The sequence below is a fragment of the Actinophytocola xanthii genome (assembly GCF_001921205.1).
Taxonomy (GTDB): domain Bacteria; phylum Actinomycetota; class Actinomycetes; order Mycobacteriales; family Pseudonocardiaceae; genus Actinophytocola; species Actinophytocola xanthii.
Genome location: NZ_MSIE01000024.1, coordinates 98,693 through 115,869, shown reverse-complemented (window position 1 = coordinate 115,869; position 17,177 = coordinate 98,693). Strand labels below are relative to the sequence as shown.

Annotated in this window: 17 protein-coding genes; 8 read left to right on the top strand and 9 right to left on the bottom strand. The window is 71.4% G+C overall.

Annotated elements, in window-relative coordinates:
- Positions 1–47: 47 nt before the first annotated feature.
- From BU204_RS14540 to BU204_RS14520, 5 genes are all read right to left on the bottom strand, one after another.
- On the bottom strand, positions 48–1,235 hold the full coding sequence (locus BU204_RS14540) for an ROK family protein (RefSeq protein ID WP_456297884.1): 1,188 nt from the start codon (positions 1,233–1,235) through the stop codon (positions 48–50).
- A gap of 19 nt (positions 1,236–1,254) precedes the next feature.
- The gene (locus BU204_RS14535) at positions 1,255–2,694 is read right to left on the bottom strand and encodes a sugar ABC transporter permease (RefSeq protein ID WP_075126182.1); all 1,440 of its coding nucleotides are present in this window, start codon (positions 2,692–2,694) and stop codon (positions 1,255–1,257) included.
- A gap of 25 nt (positions 2,695–2,719) precedes the next feature.
- Positions 2,720–3,493, bottom strand: coding sequence for an ATP-binding cassette domain-containing protein (locus tag BU204_RS14530; RefSeq protein ID WP_075126181.1), 774 nt, complete (start codon positions 3,491–3,493; stop codon positions 2,720–2,722).
- A gap of 70 nt (positions 3,494–3,563) precedes the next feature.
- Entirely contained in the window at positions 3,564–4,694 is a 1,131-nt protein-coding gene (locus tag BU204_RS14525; RefSeq protein WP_075126180.1) for a sugar ABC transporter substrate-binding protein, read from the bottom strand.
- Between the two features lie 156 nt (positions 4,695–4,850).
- Positions 4,851–6,632: a DEAD/DEAH box helicase gene (locus BU204_RS14520; protein ID WP_083661316.1), complete on the bottom strand. Its 1,782-nt coding sequence runs from the start codon at positions 6,630–6,632 to the stop codon at positions 4,851–4,853.
- A gap of 182 nt (positions 6,633–6,814) precedes the next feature.
- On the opposite strand from BU204_RS14520, the gene BU204_RS14515 reads away from it, so the two are divergent.
- The gene (locus BU204_RS14515) at positions 6,815–7,996 is read left to right on the top strand and encodes a YihY/virulence factor BrkB family protein (protein WP_083661315.1); all 1,182 of its coding nucleotides are present in this window, start codon (positions 6,815–6,817) and stop codon (positions 7,994–7,996) included.
- 8 nt (positions 7,997–8,004) lie between these two features.
- On the opposite strand, the gene BU204_RS14510 is transcribed toward BU204_RS14515, so the two are convergent.
- Positions 8,005–8,253 (bottom strand): DUF3039 domain-containing protein, encoded by a 249-nt coding sequence (locus BU204_RS14510; RefSeq protein WP_075126218.1) that lies wholly within the window; start codon positions 8,251–8,253, stop codon positions 8,005–8,007.
- Between the two features lie 49 nt (positions 8,254–8,302).
- On the opposite strand from BU204_RS14510, the gene BU204_RS14505 reads away from it, so the two are divergent.
- From BU204_RS14505 to BU204_RS14495, 3 genes are all read left to right on the top strand, one after another.
- Positions 8,303–9,109 (top strand): sporulation protein, encoded by an 807-nt coding sequence (locus BU204_RS14505; protein WP_075126178.1) that lies wholly within the window; start codon positions 8,303–8,305, stop codon positions 9,107–9,109.
- Positions 9,110–9,213: 104 nt separating this feature from the next.
- The gene (locus tag BU204_RS14500) at positions 9,214–10,125 is read left to right on the top strand and encodes a pseudouridine-5'-phosphate glycosidase (RefSeq protein WP_075126217.1); all 912 of its coding nucleotides are present in this window, start codon (positions 9,214–9,216) and stop codon (positions 10,123–10,125) included.
- A complete protein-coding gene (locus BU204_RS14495) occupies positions 10,122–11,072 on the top strand; it encodes a carbohydrate kinase family protein (protein WP_075126177.1) in 951 nt (316 codons plus the stop codon). The genes BU204_RS14500 and BU204_RS14495 overlap by 4 nt, the downstream gene beginning before the upstream one ends.
- Here BU204_RS14495 and BU204_RS14490 read toward each other — a convergent pair.
- The gene (locus BU204_RS14490; protein ID WP_083661314.1) at positions 11,059–11,370 is read right to left on the bottom strand and encodes a DUF3099 domain-containing protein; all 312 of its coding nucleotides are present in this window, start codon (positions 11,368–11,370) and stop codon (positions 11,059–11,061) included. The genes BU204_RS14495 and BU204_RS14490 overlap by 14 nt on opposite strands.
- 101 nt (positions 11,371–11,471) lie before the next feature.
- On the opposite strand from BU204_RS14490, the gene BU204_RS14485 reads away from it, so the two are divergent.
- The 4 genes from BU204_RS14485 (at position 11,472) to BU204_RS14470 (ending at position 15,848) form a co-directional block, all read left to right on the top strand.
- The gene (locus BU204_RS14485; RefSeq protein WP_075126175.1) at positions 11,472–12,200 is read left to right on the top strand and encodes a class I SAM-dependent methyltransferase; all 729 of its coding nucleotides are present in this window, start codon (positions 11,472–11,474) and stop codon (positions 12,198–12,200) included.
- 23 nt (positions 12,201–12,223) lie between these two features.
- Positions 12,224–12,649 carry a D-aminoacyl-tRNA deacylase gene (dtd, locus tag BU204_RS14480; protein ID WP_075126174.1) on the top strand — a complete coding sequence of 142 codons (426 nt, stop codon included), beginning with the start codon at positions 12,224–12,226 and terminating at the stop codon, positions 12,647–12,649.
- 287 nt (positions 12,650–12,936) lie between these two features.
- Entirely contained in the window at positions 12,937–13,905 is a 969-nt protein-coding gene (locus tag BU204_RS14475) for a sigma-70 family RNA polymerase sigma factor (protein ID WP_075126173.1), read from the top strand.
- 287 nt (positions 13,906–14,192) lie between these two features.
- Positions 14,193–15,848 carry a fumarate hydratase gene (locus tag BU204_RS14470; protein ID WP_075126172.1) on the top strand — a complete coding sequence of 552 codons (1,656 nt, stop codon included), beginning with the start codon at positions 14,193–14,195 and terminating at the stop codon, positions 15,846–15,848.
- Positions 15,849–15,917: 69 nt separating this feature from the next.
- On the opposite strand, the gene BU204_RS14465 is transcribed toward BU204_RS14470, so the two are convergent.
- Positions 15,918–16,472, bottom strand: a complete 555-nt coding sequence (locus tag BU204_RS14465) for a hypothetical protein (RefSeq protein WP_143229509.1) — start codon at positions 16,470–16,472, stop codon at positions 15,918–15,920.
- A 193-nt stretch (positions 16,473–16,665) separates the two neighbouring features.
- Complete coding sequence (locus tag BU204_RS14460; RefSeq protein WP_075126170.1) at positions 16,666–17,166, bottom strand: hypothetical protein; 501 nt, start codon at positions 17,164–17,166, stop codon at positions 16,666–16,668.
- Positions 17,167–17,177: the final 11 nt, after the last annotated feature.

The following is a 17,177-nucleotide window of genomic DNA, read 5'->3' as shown; positions in this document are numbered from 1 at the left end:
AGACAGGCCCGACAGACGATCACCAATCCAGCCGGACATGACTCTTATCACACGGCGCCCAGCACCGACTCGAACGCGAGTTCCGCGGCCCCCAGAAGAGTGACGTCCGCCCCGAGAGTGGACGTCACGATCCTGGTCCCCCCGACCGCGCGCGAAACCAGGCTTCGCTCCCGCACCGACTCGGCGACCTCCGCGATCAGCGACGCGGGCAGTGCGGTGAACAGGTCACCCAGCACCACCAGCTCGGGACCGAGGACGTTCACCACGTTCACCAGCCCGACCTCCAGCCAGTCGGCGAACTCGCCGAGGCGGGACCGGACCTGCGCCGGATCGGCGGCCAGCGCCCGCAGCTCGGCCACCACGGAGCCCCGCGGGGCCCCCTCCCGCAGCCCCAGCACGCGGCAGAGCGCCCGCTCGCCGACCTCGGTCTCCCAGCAGCCCCGGCTCCCGCAGTAGCAGGACCGGCCGGCGGGGTTGACCACCATGTGCCCAAGCTCGCCCAGGTAGCCGGCGGTGCCGCGCAGGGCGGAGCCGTCGGAGATGACCCCACCCCCGACGCCCACGTCCGCCGTGACGTACACGGCGTCCGAGCTGCCGCGCGCGCTGCCCCGCAGGTGCTCGGCGAGCGCACCCAGCTCCGCGTCGTTGCCGACCATGATCGGCATGTCGAACACCGAGCCGAGCCGGTCGCCGAGCGGCACGTCGGTCCAGTGCAGGTTGGGTGCCTCGTGGACGAAACCGTCGGAACGTCGGACGACTCCGGGAACCGAGATCCCGGCGGCCACCATCCGCACCCCGAGATCGGCGGCGAGCAGCAGCGCCGAGTCCACCACGTGGGTCGCCACTTCGGCCGGCTCCCGGGTCCGGACCCGCAGGTTCCAGCTGTTCCGCCCGAGGATCTCCCCGCCCAGCCCGACCAGCGCGATCGAGACCTGCTCGACGCGGATGTCCACGGCCAGGACGACCGCGGCATGCGCCTGCGGGAGCACGAGCAGCGAGGGGCGCCCGGCGCCGCTGCGCTGCCGAGGTACCCGCTCCTCGACCACCCCGGACTCGGCGAGCCCGTCCACCAGGGCCTTGATCGTGCTGCGGTTGAGCCCGAGCTCCGCCGCGAGCGAGGCCCTGGTGCACGGGCCCTCGATGTGCAACCTCCGTAACAGGACCGTGCGGTTGTGCCGGCGCACCTCGTCGGGGCGTGCGCCCAGGTTGGGCGCGCCCGTTGGCGTGCTCGTCAAACCCCTCGCTCCTGTCTGGTCAACGCAGTGCGGCGGCGGCCCTCCGTCGGGACAGGGCGTCGACCGTGGCAGCGAGCAGCAGGACGAGCCCGGTGACGATGTTGACCACCGCGGCCGGCTGGCGGAGCAGCCCGAGGCCGTTCTCCACGACCGCGAGCACCAGCCCACCGATGACCGCGTGGGCGACCTTGCCCCGCCCACCGAACAGCGACGTGCCGCCGATGACGGCGGCCCCCACCGCGAACAGCAGGGTGTTCAGGCCGCCGGCCTGCGGGTCGACCGAACCCGCCTTGGACGAGTACACGATCGCACCGATCGCCGCCGCGGAGGCGGAGACCACGAAGACACTCGCTCTGATCTTGCTCACATTGATCCCGGCGCGGCGCGCCGCCTCGGCGTTGCCGCCGACCGCGTAGATGTGCCGCCCGTAGCGGGTCCGGTTGAGCACGTAGGTCCCGACGACCAGCAGGGCCAGGATGATCGGCACGACGTAGGGCACGCCCTGGATAGTCACCAGGTTGGGGTTGGGCGAGCGGTTGATCGTGAGCGCCCAGGTGGCCAGGATCGCGATGGCCGCGACGGCACCCACCTTGAACAGCACGATCGGTGTCGGCCGGGTCACCAGGCCCTTGCGCAGCCGGCGGAAGTGCTCGCCGAGCACGACCGCGGCGTAGCCGCCGGCGGCGATGAGGCACAGCAGCCAGCTGCCGAACAGCGACAGGCTGCCGTTGGCGACGTTGAACAGGATCGGCGAGGTGCGGATGCCGAACACGCCGCCCTCGCCGATGAACTGGAGGATCACACCCTGCCAGGTGATGAACAGCGCCAGCGTCACGACGAACGAGGGCATACCGATCTTGGAGACCATGAAGCCGGTGATGCAGCCGATGGCGGCGCCGACGCAGACCGCGAGCAGCATCTCGATCCAGGCGTTGGGCGGCACGCCGAGCATCGCGATGGCCACGGCGATGAGGCTGAGCACCGCACCGGCCCAGATCCGCATCAGGATCGCGAGGCCGGCGGCCACGACCATGCCGAGCACGAAGACGTAGAAGACGGTGCTGCCCATGCCGCCGAGCAGGTTGCCGTCCCGGACGTAGTGCATCGCCATCACGGCCGCGCAGACGCCGGAGAGCGTGCCGGCGGACAGGTCGATCTCGCCCAGCAGCAGGACGTAGACCAGGCCCATCGCGATGATCATCTTGCCGGCGCCCTGGGCGATCAGGTTCGCCGTGTTGTTCAGGGTGAGGAAGTTGTCCGACAGGGCGGTGAACGCGATCACCAGGGCGGCGAGGCCCAGCAGCGCGGGCAGCGAACCCAGCTCGCCGCCGCGCAGCCTGGCGAAGTAGTTCCCGATGGCCTCGCGCGTGGACTGGGAGGTGGTGTCGATGCCGAAGTCGGAGATCGCGCCGCCGACCGGCGGCGGTGGGGTCTCGGTCTTGGCCGGTGAGTCGGTCATGAAGGGGGTCCTCGGGGGTATGGGGCTACAGGGTGACGTGCTCGGGCCGGGCCAGACCGAGCTCGCCCGACCGGCCGGCGGTGATCAGCTCGACGACCTGGCTGTGGGTGGTCTCCTTCGCCGGCAGGTCGGCGACCAGGCGGCCCAGGTAGAGGGTGCAGATGCGATCCGCGACCTCGAACACGTCGGCCATGTTGTGGCTGATCAGGACGACGCCGAGACCCTGCTCAGCGAGCCTGCGGACCAGGTCGAGGACCTGGCGGGTCTGCGCGACGCCGAGCGCGGCGGTCGGCTCGTCGAGCAGCACGACCTTGCTGTCCCACAGCACGGCCTTGGCGATCGCGACGGTCTGCCGCTGCCCACCGGACAGGGCCGAGACCGGCGTCCGGACCGACTTGACCGTGCGCACCGACAGCGAGGCGAGCGTCTCGCGCGCCGCGCGCTCCATGCTGAACTCGTCCATCAGCCACCCGGACCCGCGCTCACGGCCCAGGAACATGTTCTGCACGACGTCGAGGTTGTCGGCCAGCGCGAGGTCCTGGTACACGACCTCGATGCCGAGGTCGGCGGCGTCCTTGGGACTGTGGATGTGGACCGGTTCGCCGCGGAAGCGGACCTCGCCCGAGTCGGTGGGGTGGATCCCCGCCACGCACTTGATCAGCGTGGACTTGCCGGCACCGTTGTCGCCGACCAGCGCGGTGACCTCGCCGGCGCGAACGGTCAGGTTCACGTCGTGCAGCACGTGCACCGGGCCGAAGCTCTTGTTGATCCCGATCAGCTCGAGAAGGGGCTCAGTCATGGTTCCTCCTACTCCGGAAGGGGGCCCGCACCCAGGTCCGAGTGCGGGCCCCCTCGCGGATCGACACTGATCAGGAGATGTCGAGCTCGCTGCAGGCGGCGGTCAGGTCGCCGGTGCACACCTCGGCGGCCTTCACATAGCCCTCGTCGATGACCCGCTTGACGTCGGCGCGGGTGATCATGAACGGCTCCAGCAGCACCGACTTGACGTCCCGGTTGCCCTCGGGGTCGTTGAGGGTGTCGGTGGCGATGTCGTCGGCGGCGTCGGTGTCACCCTTGGCCAGCGCGGCGGCCAGCTTCGCGGTGGCCTCGGCCTCCTGCTTGATCGGCTTGAACACGGTCATGTACTGGTCCCCGGCGAGGATCGCCTTGAGGCCGTCCGCGGTCGCGTCCTGGCCGGTGACCGGGACCTTCCCGTTCAGACCGTTCTTCTTGAGGATGGTGATGATCGCACCGGCCAGGCCGTCGTTCGCCGCGACGACGCCGTCCACCTTGCCGCCGTTCGAGGTGAGGATCTGCTCGAACGTGGTGCCGCCCTTCTGGTTGTCCCAGTTGTCGATCTTCTGGGACTGCACCAGCTTGAGCTTGCCCGACTCGTACAGCGGGTCGAGAACCTTGCGCTGGCCCTGGTGGAACAGGGTGGCGTTGTTGTCGGTCGGGGCGCCCTCGATCTCGATGACCTGCGCGCCTTCCGGCTTGTCCTTCAGCGCGTCGGCCAGGCCCTGGCCCTGCAGCTCGCCGACCTTCACGTTGTCGAAGGACACGTAGTACTCGGAGCTGCCGCCGAGGTTGAGCCGGTCGTAGTCGATGGTCGGGATGCCCTGCGCGTTGGCCTTCTGCGCGACGGTCCCACCAAGCTCGCTGTTGATCGACGCGATGATCAGTACCTTGACGCCGTCGTTGATCATGCCGTCGGCCAGCGTGCTGAACTTCTGCACATCGCCCTGGGCGTTCTGGATGTCGGGGTCGAGACCCTCGGCCTTGAGCGCCGCCTCCAGCATGGGCTTGTCGAAGCCCTCCCAGCGCGCCGAGCTGGCAGTCTCGGGCAGGATGACCCCGACGGGGACACCGCCCGTGGACTCGTTCTCGGTCCCCTGGTCCCCGCCGCCCCCGCCCGGCGATTCCTCGTTGGCCCCACACGCCGAGAGCGCGAGGGTCAGACCCATCCCCGCGGCGAGCAGAGCAAGCCTTGTACTACGCATAAAACGGTCCCTTCACGGTCCTCAGGGCGAAATGTTGCGGTGCACAACATATGCCCGGACGGGCGGTGATGGAAGCCACGGACGAGCTTTTCGTGCCACGCAACCGACACAGTTTGGCAACGAACAGATAATCTCGGGGCAATGTCCGAGGGCTCGCTACCAGGAACGGAGAGTAGCGATCCGCTCCTCGAGCTGCTCGACGGAAGCCATCGCCGTGGGCGGGCCGGCGCATACTCTGCGCAACTCACTGTGGATCTTGGCGTGGGGTTTCCCCGTCCGGTGGTGATACATCGCCACTAACGTGTTCAGCTCCTTGCGGAGCGCGGTCAGCCGTTCGGCCACGGTCTGTGACCGAGCGGGCGGCGGTGGTGCCGTCTCGTCGGCGCCGCGCTCCTTGGCCCGGCGGGAACGCTCCGTGACCTGGTCGGCCTGACGCTGCCGCAACAGGGCGCGCACCTGCTCGGGCTCGAGCAGCCCCGGCAGCCCCAGGTACTCCTGTTCCTCCGCCGAACCGGCGAACGCCGCCGTCCCGAACGACGACCCGTCGTAAATCACCTGATCGAGCTCGGCCGAAGCACCGAGGGAGGTGAAAGCCTTCTCCTCCTCGCCCGGTTCGTCCTTGGTGCGGTTCGCGTCGGCCAGCAGCTCGTCGTCCCAGCCGTCCTTCTCCCGGTGGGGCTTGCCGAGCACGTGGTCGCGCTGCGCCTCGAGCTCGCTCGCGAGCTCCAACAGCACCGGCACGCTGGGCAGGAACACGCTCGCGGTCTCCCCCGGTCGCCGGGCCCGGACGAACCGGCCGACGGCCTGGGCGAAGAACAGCGGGGTCGAGGCACTGGTGGCGTAGACGCCGACGGCCAGCCGGGGCACGTCGACACCCTCGGAGACCATCCGCACGGCGACCAGCCACCGGTCGTCGGACTCGGCGAACTCGGCGATCCGGCCGGAGGCGCGGGGGTCGTCGGAGAGCACGACGACCGGCGGCACACCGGTGGTCCGCTCGAGGATCCTGGCGTAGGCCTTGGCCGACTCGTGGTCGGAGGCGATCACCAGGCCGCCCGCGTCCGGCACGCTCTGGCGAAGCTGCTGCAGGCGCAGGTCGGCGGCGCCGAGCACGGCCGGGATCCACTCGCCGGCCGGGTCGAGCGCCGTACGCCACGCCCGGGCGGTCTGCTCGGCGGTCATCGGCTCGCCCAGCCGGGCGGTGAACTCCTCGCCGGCGCTGGTCCGCCAGCTCGCCTCGCCGGAGTAGGCAAGGAAGATCACCGGGCGGACCACGCCGTCGGCCAGCGCCTCGGCGTAGCCGTAGGTGTGGTCGGCCCTGCTGCGCTGGAACCCGCCCTGGTCCGGCTCGTAGGTGACGAACGGGATCGGCGAGTCATCGCTGCGGAAGGGGGTACCGGTCAGGGCGAGCCGGCGCACGGCCGGGGTGAACGCCTCCCGGATCGCGTCGCCCCAGGACTTGGCGTCGCCGCCGTGGTGGATCTCGTCCAGGATGACCAGCGTCTTGCGGTTCTCGGTGCGGACCCGGTGCAGCATCGGGTGGGCGGCCACCTGGGCGTAGGTGATCGCGACCCCGCGGTAGTCCCGCGAGGTGGCTCCGGTGCCGTTGCGGAAGTTGGGGTCGACGGGGATGCCCGCGGCGGCCGCGGCGGCGGCCCACTGGTGCTTGAGGTGCTCGGTGGGGGTCACGATCGTGACCTGCTCGACGATGCGGTCGGCCAGCAGCTCGGCGGCCACCCGCAGCCCGAACACCGTCTTGCCCGCGCCGGGCGTGGCCACGGCGAGGAAGTCCTTCGGCCCCCCGGCCAGGTACTTGGTGATCGCCCTGCGCTGCCAGGCCCGCAACGGCCTGGCCGACGCTCGTTCTCCGGTCCCCTGCACGATCGGCTCGGCTGTCACCGGCTGGCCGCTCCTTCCCCCCGCACGCGCACCTGGCATGACGTCCTGGCGAACTCCGGACAAACCAAAGCCCTCAAGCGAGGAGATGCGGCTCCGTTGAGGGCGCCCCGACTCTACCCTCGGGCTCGGAGCGCCACCGGGGCGCGCCACGCGACACCTCCGTCACGATCTTCGCCCGCGTCGCGCCGAACTCGTTCCGATGGACCATGCTTGAACCCGAGATGAGCCCGCAACCACAGCATCCGGCCCGCAACGCGGCGCGCAAGACCGGCGCCCTGCTGCGGCGCGGCCCGCTGCGGTTGTTACGGCGCACCTGGGACAAGGCGTGGGAGGGCAACCTCTTCTCCGAGGCCGCGGAGGCGGCGTTCTGGCAGATCCTGTCGCTGCCGCCGCTACTGCTCGGCCTGCTGGGCAGCCTCGGCTACGTGGCCGAGTGGTTCGGCGAGGACGTGATCAAGTCCGTGCAGGACTCGATCATCGAGTGGTCCCGGACGGCGTTCTCGCCCAGTGTGGTCGACCAGATCATCCAGCCCACGGTGGACGACATCCTCAAGCACGGCCGGGGCGAGATCCTCACCGTCGGCTTCCTGATCTCGCTGTGGGCCGGCTCCTCGGCCATGTCCTCGTTCGTCGACGCGATCACGGTCGCGCACGACCAGTACGGCGTGCGCAACGAGGTCTGGCAGCGGATCTTCGCGCTGCTGCTGTACATGGCGTCGCTGGTGCTGCTGGTGATCGGCCTGCCGCTGCTGGCGCTGGGCCCCGAGCTCCTGCCCAACATCTTCCCGACCCCCTGGCGCCAGGAGATCTCGTTCTGGGTCGACACGTTCTACTATCCCGCGCTCGGGGTGCTGATCGTACTGGCGCTCGCGACGCTGTACAAGCTCGCGCTGCCGAGGAAGCTGCCCTGGCACCGCGGGCTGCCGGGCGCGGTGCTCGCGATGGCCGTGTTCCTGCTCTCCAGCATCGGGCTGCGGCTCTACATCGCCTGGATCACCACCACCGGCTACACCTACGGCGCGCTGGCCACCCCGATCGCCTTCCTGCTGTTCGCGTTCTTCATCGGGCTCGCGATCGTGATCGGCGCCTACTTCAACGCCGCCATCCAGGAGATGTGGCCGGCCCGGATGACCCGGCGCCAACGCCGGCGCTGGCGGCGGCTGGAGATGGGCCGCGCCCGCGAGGCCGGCGCCGCCGGCGAGGCCGGCGAGCACGCGCGGAACGACAAACCAGACGACAAACCAGACGACAAACCAGACGACAAACCAGACGACAAACCAGACGACGCGGCCGGCTCCCGCGGGTCCGAGCCGTCCCCCGAGTCCGTCCAGGACTCGGCGGCCCCCCGCCCCGGGCCGGCGGGCCCGCCGTCCAGGACGCCCGAGGCCCCGCGCCGCGACTGACCCGTTCCCTACTCTCCGGGGAGCTGCTCGTAGATCCGCTTGCACTCGGGGCACACCGGCGAGCCGGGCTTGGGCGAGCGCGTGACCGGGAAGACCTCACCGCACAGGGCGACCACCATCGTGCCGGTGACCGCGCTCTCGGCGATCTTGTCCTTGCGCACGTAGTGGAACATCTTCGGGGTGTCGTCACCCGTGGTGTCGGTGCCCTCGGGACGGGTGTCGACCTCGGGCAGCGTTTGCGTACTCACGCCTCCCATGATGCCGGAACCGACGTCGGCACCGCTCACGTGCTGGCAGGATGCGCACATGTTCCAGAAGGTGATGGCCAGCTTCGGCCAGGGCGGCGCCACGGTGGACGCCCGGCTGCTCGACCGGAGCGTGCGGCCCGGGGGCACCCTGCGCGGGGAGGTCCAGCTCGTCGGCGGGCAGGTCGACCAGGAGATCGAGTCGTTGGGGGTGACCCTGCTGGCCAGGGTCGAGCAGGGCGACGGCGAACAGCCGACCCTGGTGGACCTCCCGTTCCAGGAGGTGCGGCTCGCCGGCCGGGAGCTGGTCCGCGCCGGTGCCACGATCACCGTGCCGTTCGAGGTGCGGATGTCCTGGGAGACCCCGGTCACGACCGTGTTCGGCCGGTACCTCACCGGCATGGCGGTGGGCCTGCAGACCAACCTGAACATCTCCCGCACCGTGGTCGACCCCCAGGACGTGGACGCCGTCGCGATCGAACCGCTGCCCGCCCAGCACCGGCTGCTCGACGCGATGACCCGGCTGGGCTTCACGTTCCGCTCGGCCTCCCTGGTGAGGAACCGCCTCGACGGGGTCGACCAGCAGCTGCCGTTCTTCCAGGAGATCGACTTCGCGCCCTCGTCCTCGTTCGCCGGCGTCTTCAACGAGGTCGCCGTCACCTTCCTCGCCCGGCCGGGGGATGTACAGGTCGTACTCGACGTGAACAAGCGGGTCCGGGTGGCGAAGGGTGGCGGTCTGGGTGGACGCGGCCAGGCCATGCTCGGCATGTTCTCCGTGGACTACGCCGAGCTCGGGGGGACGAACTGGGAACAGCGCATCGAGGGCTGGCTGCGCGAGGTCGCCCGACCCCGGGGCATCTTCGACTGAGCCCCGGCCTAGCCTCGGCGGTCCGGCCCCCGCGCGAGGGCGCGGCGGGCGAGGACGGGTCGGAGGTCGGGCCGGTGCGCATCGGGCACGAGGAGGGCGAGCACATGCGGGTTGCCGAGGAGGTGGCGGACGCGCTCGCCGCCGGCGGCGCCGTGGTCGCGCTGGAGAGCACGATCCTCGCCCACGGTCTGCCCACCGGGCGCAACCGGGAGGTAGCCGACGAGGTCGAGCGGACCGTTCGCGCGGCCGGCGCCGTACCGGCCACGATCGCGGTGCTGGACGGCCGGCTCCGGGTCGGGCTGGACGGCTCGGGCCTGGACCGGGTGTGTGACCCCGCCGCGGGGATGGCGAAGCTGTCCGCACGCGACCTCGGGCCGGCGATCGCGCTCGGGCGGGACGGCGCGACCACGATCGCGAGCACGGCCCTGATCGCGCACGCGGCGGGCATCGGGGTGTTCGGCACGGGCGGGCTCGGCGGGGTGCACCTCCCGCCTCCGGGCACGCCGTCGTCCTGGGACGTGTCGGCGGACCTGGACGTGCTGGCCACGACGCCGGTCACGGTCGTCTGCTCGGGGGTGAAGTCGGTCCTCGACATCGCGGCGACGATCGAGGTGCTGGAGACTCGGTCGGTGCCCGTTGTGGGCTACCGCACCGACACGTTCCCGGCCTTCTACCGCCGCGAGTCCCGGTTCGCCGTGCCGTGGCGGGTGGACAGCGCGCGGGCGGCGGCCGCCGTGATCGCCGCGCACCGCGACCGCGGCCCCGGCTCGGGCGTGCTCGTGGTGAACCCGGTTCCGGCGGAGCACGAGCTCGATGCCGACCTGCACGACCGCCTGCTCGCGGAGGGCATGGCGCTGGTCGCCCGCTCGGAGGTGCGCGGCGGCGACGTGACGCCCGTGCTGCTCGAGCACTTCCACACCGCGAGCGCGGGTGCCTCGCTGGACACCAACGAGGCGCTGGTGCTGGACAACGTCCGCGTCGCGGCCGAGATCGCCGTCGCGCTGACCCGTCCGTGACCACTCCGCCCACCCGGGTGGTCGTGGTGGGGGACGTGGCGCTGGACGTGGTGGCCGCGCACTCCGGACCGATCGTGCACGGAGGCGACTCGCGGGCCCGGATCACCGTCACCACCGGCGGCGCCGGCGCGAACACGGCGGCGTGGCTCGCCTGGTGCGGCGTCGACGCGACGCTGGTGGCCCGGGTGGGCGAGGACCTGGCCGGCCGGCGGGCACGCGAGGAGCTGACCGCCGCCGGCGTCCGGTGCGCGTTCACCGTCGACCGCGCGAACCCGACCTGCTGCGTGGTCGTGCTGGTCGACGCCGCCGGCCAGCGCAGCATGCTGCCCGACCGGGGCGCCGGGGCCCGGGCCGTGCTCGCCGACCTCGACCCGGCACTGCTCGCCGAGGCCGACCACCTCCACCTGTCCGGGTACCTGCTGCTCGACGAGGGGACGGCCGACGTCGGCCTGGCCATGCTGGCCGCGGCCCGCTCGGCGGGCCTGACCACCTCGGTCGACCCGCAGTCGGCCGCGCTGATCACCGATCCCGCCCGCTTCGTCGAGCAGCTGCGCGGCACCGACCTGCTGCTGCCGAACCTCGACGAGCTGGCGGCGCTGACCGGGTCGCGCGACCCGGCGAGCGCGGCGGCGCTGCTGGACACGGTCGGCGCGGTCGCGGTGAGCACCGGCGCGGACGGCGCGAGCTGGGTCGGCCGCGGGCGGTGCGCCGCCGTGCCCGCCGCTCCCGGGTGCCTTGTCGACACGACCGGGGCCGGTGACGCCTTCGACGCCGGGGTGCTTGCCGCCTGGCTCGCCGGGGCCGACCCCGAGCAGAGCCTGCGCTCCGGGGTCCGCCTCGGCACGCTGGCCGTGGGCAGGGTGGGCGCCCAACCACCCCGGTCGGACCCGCGCCGGCCGGCGACGGACCCGGCGGGCCGGCCGGGCCTGCCGGTCAGCCCTCGATGACCGAGTGGCCGGGCCCCTCGATGGCGTTGGGGGTGCGCTGGTAGCGGTTGACCTGCTCCGCCTTGCGCGGTGGCCGGTCGTTGGCGATCAGCACCGCGGCCCACGGCAGCGGGATCGACAGCAGCACGAAGCCGAGCGCGAGCCACCAGGTGTCGTGGAACATCGCCGCGAGGACCAGACAGGGGAACCGCAGCAGCATCATGGTGACGTACTTGCGCTTGCGCGCGGCGAACTCTTCCTCGTACGACCGCGCTGCCTCGGTGATCAGAACCGGGGTGTCGTCCCGCTCGGACTTCACGACACCACCTCCCAACCCCCATGCTGCCACCTTCGGGGCGTGATTGGGCCATCCGGGTGGAGATGGATCGCCGCACGGAGGAAAGCCGGTATGAAGGTCCCATGACGTTGAGCGGGTTCGGGACCCGACTGGACCTGTTCCAGCAGCGTCCGCTGGAACGTCTGCGCTACACCGTCACCGAGGCCAACCTCGTACGGCACCTGGGGCCTGCGCCGCGGCAGGTCCTCGACGTCGCCGGGGGCAGTGGTGTGGAGGCGGTCCGGCTCGCCGCGCTCGGTCACGAGGTGACCGTGCTCGACCCGGCGGGCGCGATGCTGAGCACCGCCATCGCCACCGCGGACAGCTACGACGTGTTCGACCGGCTGCACGTGGTGCAGGCGGGTGCGCTGGACGCGCCGGAGGTGCTCGCCGGTCACGAGTTCGACCTCGTCCTGTGCCACAACCTGCTGCACTACGTGGACGAGCCGCGTGAGGTGCTGGCCGCGGTGACCGCGCCGCTGCGGCCCGGCGGGCTGCTGTCCGTGCTCGGCCCCAACCCCGACTTCGAGCCCGTGCACGCGGCGGTGCGCGAGCGGGAGCCCGGCCGGGCCGCGGTGGCCCTGTCCGCCGCCCGTGAGGCGCCGGTGGCCGAGCTGGTGGCCCTGCTCGTCCAGCTGGGCGTCGAGGAGGTCGTCCGCTACGGGGTGCGGTGCGTCGCGGACCTGGTGGACCCGGCCGCGGTCGCCGAGCCGGCGTTCCTGGCCGAGCTGGTGCGCCTGGAGCTGGCGATGGCCGACCGGATGCCCCAGCTGCTCACGGCCCGCTTCTTCCACCTCATCGCCCGCCGCTGAGCCCCGCCTGCCACCATGCACGCGTGCGTGCGGTGGTGGCCAGGGTGACCTCGGCGAGCGTCACGGTCGACGACGAGGTCGTCGGCGCGATCGACGAGCCCGGGCTGCTGGTGCTGCTGGGCGTCGCGAGCGCCGACACCGAGGCCCAGGCCGCCACGATGGCGCGCAAGCTCCACGAGCTCCGCGTCCTGCGTGACGAGGAGTCCTGCGCGACGGCCGGTGCGCCGCTGCTCGTGGTGAGCCAGTTCACCCTCTACGGAGACACGCGCAAGGGGCGGCGTCCGTCCTGGACCGCCGCCGCCCGGCCGGAGCACGCGCAGCCCTTGGTGGACGCGGTCGTGGCCGCGCTGCGCGAGCGCGGCGCCAGGGTGGAGACCGGCCGGTTCGGCGCGACGATGGCGGTCGCATCGGTCAACGACGGCCCGTTCACGGTCCTCGTCGAGGTCTGAGTCGCAGGCCCCGCAGGGCGTCTCTCAGGAAAACCTCAGCTTTGGTGGAGCAACCGGTGTGGCGCGGATGACGTCATCCAGGTTGAGAAGTCGGGAACGAATCCAGCAACACGGGCGTTTTCCACAGTGTCCAGCCATCGACGGCCAGCCGAACGGTCAGCGCCCGACCCGGGAGAACCGGTCGACGGCTCACCGGACGACCAGGTGCCCGTGTGTGACATGGAGCACTGTTACACGAAGCACTGTGACATGGAGCACACCGACCCACGAAGAGGGGGAGGGAGAGCATGACCGTCCCACAACAGCGCGAGCCGGAGCCCAGCGAGATCGACCTCGATGCGCAGAGCCCCGCGGCCGACCTGGTCCGCGTGTACCTCAATGGTATCGGACGTACGGCACTCTTGAGCGCGGCGGAGGAGGTCGAGCTCGCGAAGCGCATCGAGGCGGGTGTGTTCGCCCAGCACATGCTCGAGTCCGACGAGAGCCTCAAGGGCAAGACCCGAGCCGAGCTCGAGGCGCTCGTGCGTGACGGCCACCGGGCGAAGAACCACCTGCTCGAGGCGAACCTGCGGCTGGTCGTGTCGCTGGCCAAGCGCTACACGGGACGGGGGATGCCGCTGCTGGACCTGATCCAGGAGGGCAACCTGGGCCTGATCCGGGCCGTCGAGAAGTTCGACTACACCAAGGGCTTCAAGTTCTCCACCTACGCGACCTGGTGGATCCGCCAGGCCATCACCCGCGGCATGGCCGACCAGGGCCGCACCATCCGCCTGCCCGTCCACCTGGTCGAGCAGGTGAACAAGCTCTCCCGCATCAAGCGCGACCTGCACCAGCAGCTCGGCCGGGAGGCCACCCACGAGGAGCTCGCGCAGGAGGTGGGCCTCACGCCGGAGAAGGTGTCGGACCTGCTCGACCACGCGCGCGACCCGGTGAGCCTGGACATGCCGGTCGGCTCGGAGGAGGACGCCCCCCTCGGCGACTTCATCGAGGACGGCGAGGCGACCGACGCCGAGAGCGCGGTGATCTCGGGCCTGCTGCACGACGACCTCCGCCGGGTGCTGGCCACACTGGACGACCGGGAGCAGTCGGTGATCCGGCTGCGCTACGGCCTCGACGACGGGCAGCCGCACACCCTCGACCAGATCGGTAAGCGGTTCGGCCTGTCCCGCGAGCGGGTCCGGCAGATCGAGCGTGAGGTCATGTCGAAGCTGCGGCAGGGCGAGCGCGCCGAGCGGCTCCGCGCCTACGCGAGCTGAGCGCGGCCTCCGAGCAACCCCCGTCCGCACCGCTACGTCTTGCATACGGAGTCGCCCGAGGCATTGACATGTCTGCTCGGCGGGGGCACCGTCGATGCGACCAGACTACGCGGTGCGAACGATCGAACACCGTTCGTGATCGCGACCGACGGGAGGTCGGGACGGCCGGGGGCCGCCCCGGCCTTCCGGCTTTCTCGGCCCAGTGGTGTTGACCACCACGGGAACCAGTCCCTTCTCGTTGCCCGGTAACGTCACCGACCCCACCACGCGACAAGGGAGTCCTCACGGTGACCGCCTCCTTCGAGTACGTCGACCTGCTGCCGGTCGGGCCGGACAACCACACCGAGTACCGGTTGGTGTCCCCGGACGGCGTGTCGACGGTGACGGCCGCGGGACGGACCTTCCTCGAGATCGAGCCCGCGGCGCTCACCCTGCTCGCCCGGGAGGCGATCCGGGACATCCAGCACCTGCTGCGCCCCTCGCATCTCGCCCAGCTCCGCGCGATCGTCGACGACCCCGAGGCCAGTGGGAACGACCGCTTCGTGGCCATGGACCTGCTGCGCAACGCCTGCATCTCGGCCGGCGGCGTGCTGCCGATGTGCCAGGACACGGGGACGGCGATCGTGATGGGCAAGCGGACCGAGAACGTGCTCACCGGCGGCGGCGACGAGGCGGCGCTGTCGCGGGGGATCTTCGCGGCGTACCAGGAGCTGAACCTGCGGTACTCCCAGCTGGCTCCGGTGAGCTTCTGGGAGGAGCGCAACACCGGAACGAACCTGCCCGCGCAGATCGAGCTGTACCACAAGGACGGCGACAAGCCGGAGTACGAGTTCCTGTTCATGGCGAAGGGGGGCGGCAGTGCCAACAAGACGTTCCTCTACCAGGAGACCAAGGCGCTGCTGAACCCCAAGCGCCTCGCCGCGTTCCTGGACGAGAAGCTGCGTTCGCTGGGTACCGCCGCGTGCCCGCCGTACCACCTCGCGATCGTCGTGGGCGGCACGTCGGCCGAGCACAACCTCAAGGTGGCCAAGCTGGCGTCGGCGCGCTACCTGGACACGCTCCCCCTCGAGGGCTCGCCCGCCGGTCACGCCTTCCGCGACGTCGACCTCGAGCAGCAGGTGCTGGAGATGACCCGCCAGTTCGGCATCGGCGCCCAGTTCGGCGGCAAGTACTTCTGCCACGACGTGCGGGTCATCCGCCTCCCGCGCCACGGGGCGTCCTGCCCCGTCGGCGTGGCCGTCTCCTGCTCCGCCGACCGCCAGGCCAAGGCCAAGATCACCCCAGACGGCGTGTTCATCGAGCAGCTGGAGCGCGACCCCGCCCACTACCTTCCCGACGTCGGCGAGGAGGACCTGACCGACGAGGTCGTGCGGGTGGACCTCAACCAGCCGATGTCCGAGATCCGCGCCCTGCTCACCCAGCTTCCCGTGAAGACGAGGGTCTCCCTGACCGGCCCGCTGGTGGTGGCGAGGGACATAGCCCACGCCAAGATCAAGGAGCGCCTCGACGCCGGCGAACCCATGCCCGCGTACCTCCGCGACCACCCCGTGTACTACGCGGGCCCGGCGAAAACCCCCGAGGGCTACGCCTCAGGCTCCTTCGGCCCTACCACGGCGGGCCGCATGGACTCCTACGTAGCCCAGTTCCAGGCGGCGGGCGGCTCGCTGGTGATGCTCGCCAAGGGCAACCGCTCCCGCCAGGTCACCGACTCCTGCCACACCCACGGCGGCTTCTACCTCGGCTCCATCGGCGGCCCGGCGGCGCGCCTGGCCCAGGACTGCATCAAGCGGGTGGAGGTCCTCGAGTACCCCGAGTTGGGGATGGAGGCGGTCTGGCGCATCGAGGTGGAGAACTTCCCCGCCTTCATCGTCGTGGACGACAAGGGCAACGACTTCTTTGCCGGCACCTCCCAGCCGACCCTGCAGATCGCCTTCCGCCGCTGACGGTCGTCCTCGAGCCGCCGCCAGGGCCCCCTGCCGCACCCCTGCGTCCCGCCCGCGTGGTGCCCGGGCCTACCGCCCACCGGCGAGGAACACCCGCCGCTCCCCCAGCGGCGCGTCCAACGCCACGGTGACCGGTCGAGGCGTGATCACCGTCGTGCACACCGGGTCGTCGGGCGACCCGCCCTGTGGCGCCGGCAGCGCGCGCACAACGATCCGCACGGCCTCCGCCGACTGGTCCACCACCCTGGCCTCCACGCCCCCACAGCCACTGCTGGCCGCGGCGAACATCTGCAACGAGTACCCGCCGTCGTACACCCACACCTCGCCGCGGTGGTCGTAGTACTCAGGCACCGCACTCGCGTCGACCTGCGAGGACGGCACCTGCCGCACCCCCTCCGGCACCACCGGCCCGTCGGGCGACAGGCTCACCGGCGCCGACGGCGTCCCGCCGGGCGGGCGCGGCGGCTCCGTCTCCGTGGCCGACGGTTCCCGTGACGCCTCCTCGGTGACCGTCACCCCCGTGGACACCGTTCCCCCGCCGGGCTGGGACGCCCCCACGTCCTCTCCGCATCCGGCGAGCACCACCACCAGCGCGACCGTCACCGAGCTCAGCAATGCCCTCATACCCCCGGGACGGTAATCGCCACCCACCCGGTTGCACACCGCCGCAACACCGACCACGGCGCGCGCCGGCGGCGAGCACCGCCCGAGGACAGCAGGAGCACGGCGGCCCACCAGCCGCCGTGCTCCTGGGTAAGGGGCGGTGCCGACCGCGCGGGGGCAGGTGGGCGGCCGGCACCGGTGGGGGGGAGGAGGGTCAGCCCTTGCGCTGCTCGTTGCGCAGGACGACGGTGCGCTGGTCGAGCGGTTGCTCGAGCTCGGTCGTGAGCTTGGGGTAGCGCAGGTCCATGGTGCAGGGCCGCCCGTCGTCGGGCACGGTCTCGACCATCGTGATCACGACCTGCTCGGCGTCCTGGGTGGCCTCCAGGCTGGCCCGGCCGCAGCCGCCTTCCTGCGCCACCACCCCGACCGTGCGGCCGTCGTTCTCGGTCCACACCAGGACGGGGTACCGCTCGGGCAGGGCCGCGGTGTCGATCTGGCTGGCCGGGACCTTCTCCGCCCCCGACGGGGGCGTTCTGGCCGGTTGCCGGTCCGGTTCGGTGCTCGTCGGTGTCGACACCGTCGGTGTCGACACCTCGGTCGGGCGGGGGTCGCCCGCCGTGTTCTGGTTCTCCTGCGGGTTGCCGCAGGCGCCGACGAGGACGAGCAGCAGGGCGGCGCCGACAACGGTTCCCAGACGGTTCGTGTGCCGGTTCATGTGCGCAGGAC

What these genes read in the sequence shown, in the direction of transcription:
- BU204_RS14535 (WP_075126182.1), bottom strand. Translation starts at nt 2,694, where the DNA reads ATGACCGACTCACCGGCCAAGACCGAGACCCCACCGCCGCCGGTCGGC.
- BU204_RS14530 (WP_075126181.1), bottom strand. Translation starts at nt 3,493, where the DNA reads ATGACTGAGCCCCTTCTCGAGCTGATCGGGATCAACAAGAGCTTCGGC.
- BU204_RS14525 (WP_075126180.1), bottom strand. Translation starts at nt 4,694, where the DNA reads ATGCGTAGTACAAGGCTTGCTCTGCTCGCCGCGGGGATGGGTCTGACC.
- BU204_RS14520 (WP_083661316.1), bottom strand. Translation starts at nt 6,632, where the DNA reads ATGCCAGGTGCGCGTGCGGGGGGAAGGAGCGGCCAGCCGGTGACAGCC.
- BU204_RS14515 (WP_083661315.1), top strand. Translation starts at nt 6,815, where the DNA reads ATGAGCCCGCAACCACAGCATCCGGCCCGCAACGCGGCGCGCAAGACC.
- BU204_RS14510 (WP_075126218.1), bottom strand. Translation starts at nt 8,253, where the DNA reads ATGGGAGGCGTGAGTACGCAAACGCTGCCCGAGGTCGACACCCGTCCC.
- BU204_RS14505 (WP_075126178.1), top strand. Translation starts at nt 8,303, where the DNA reads ATGTTCCAGAAGGTGATGGCCAGCTTCGGCCAGGGCGGCGCCACGGTG.
- BU204_RS14500 (WP_075126217.1), top strand. Translation starts at nt 9,214, where the DNA reads ATGCGGGTTGCCGAGGAGGTGGCGGACGCGCTCGCCGCCGGCGGCGCC.
- BU204_RS14485 (WP_075126175.1), top strand. Translation starts at nt 11,472, where the DNA reads ATGACGTTGAGCGGGTTCGGGACCCGACTGGACCTGTTCCAGCAGCGT.
- BU204_RS14475 (WP_075126173.1), top strand. Translation starts at nt 12,937, where the DNA reads ATGACCGTCCCACAACAGCGCGAGCCGGAGCCCAGCGAGATCGACCTC.
- BU204_RS14465 (WP_143229509.1), bottom strand. Translation starts at nt 16,472, where the DNA reads ATGAGGGCATTGCTGAGCTCGGTGACGGTCGCGCTGGTGGTGGTGCTC.
- BU204_RS14460 (WP_075126170.1), bottom strand. Translation starts at nt 17,166, where the DNA reads ATGAACCGGCACACGAACCGTCTGGGAACCGTTGTCGGCGCCGCCCTG.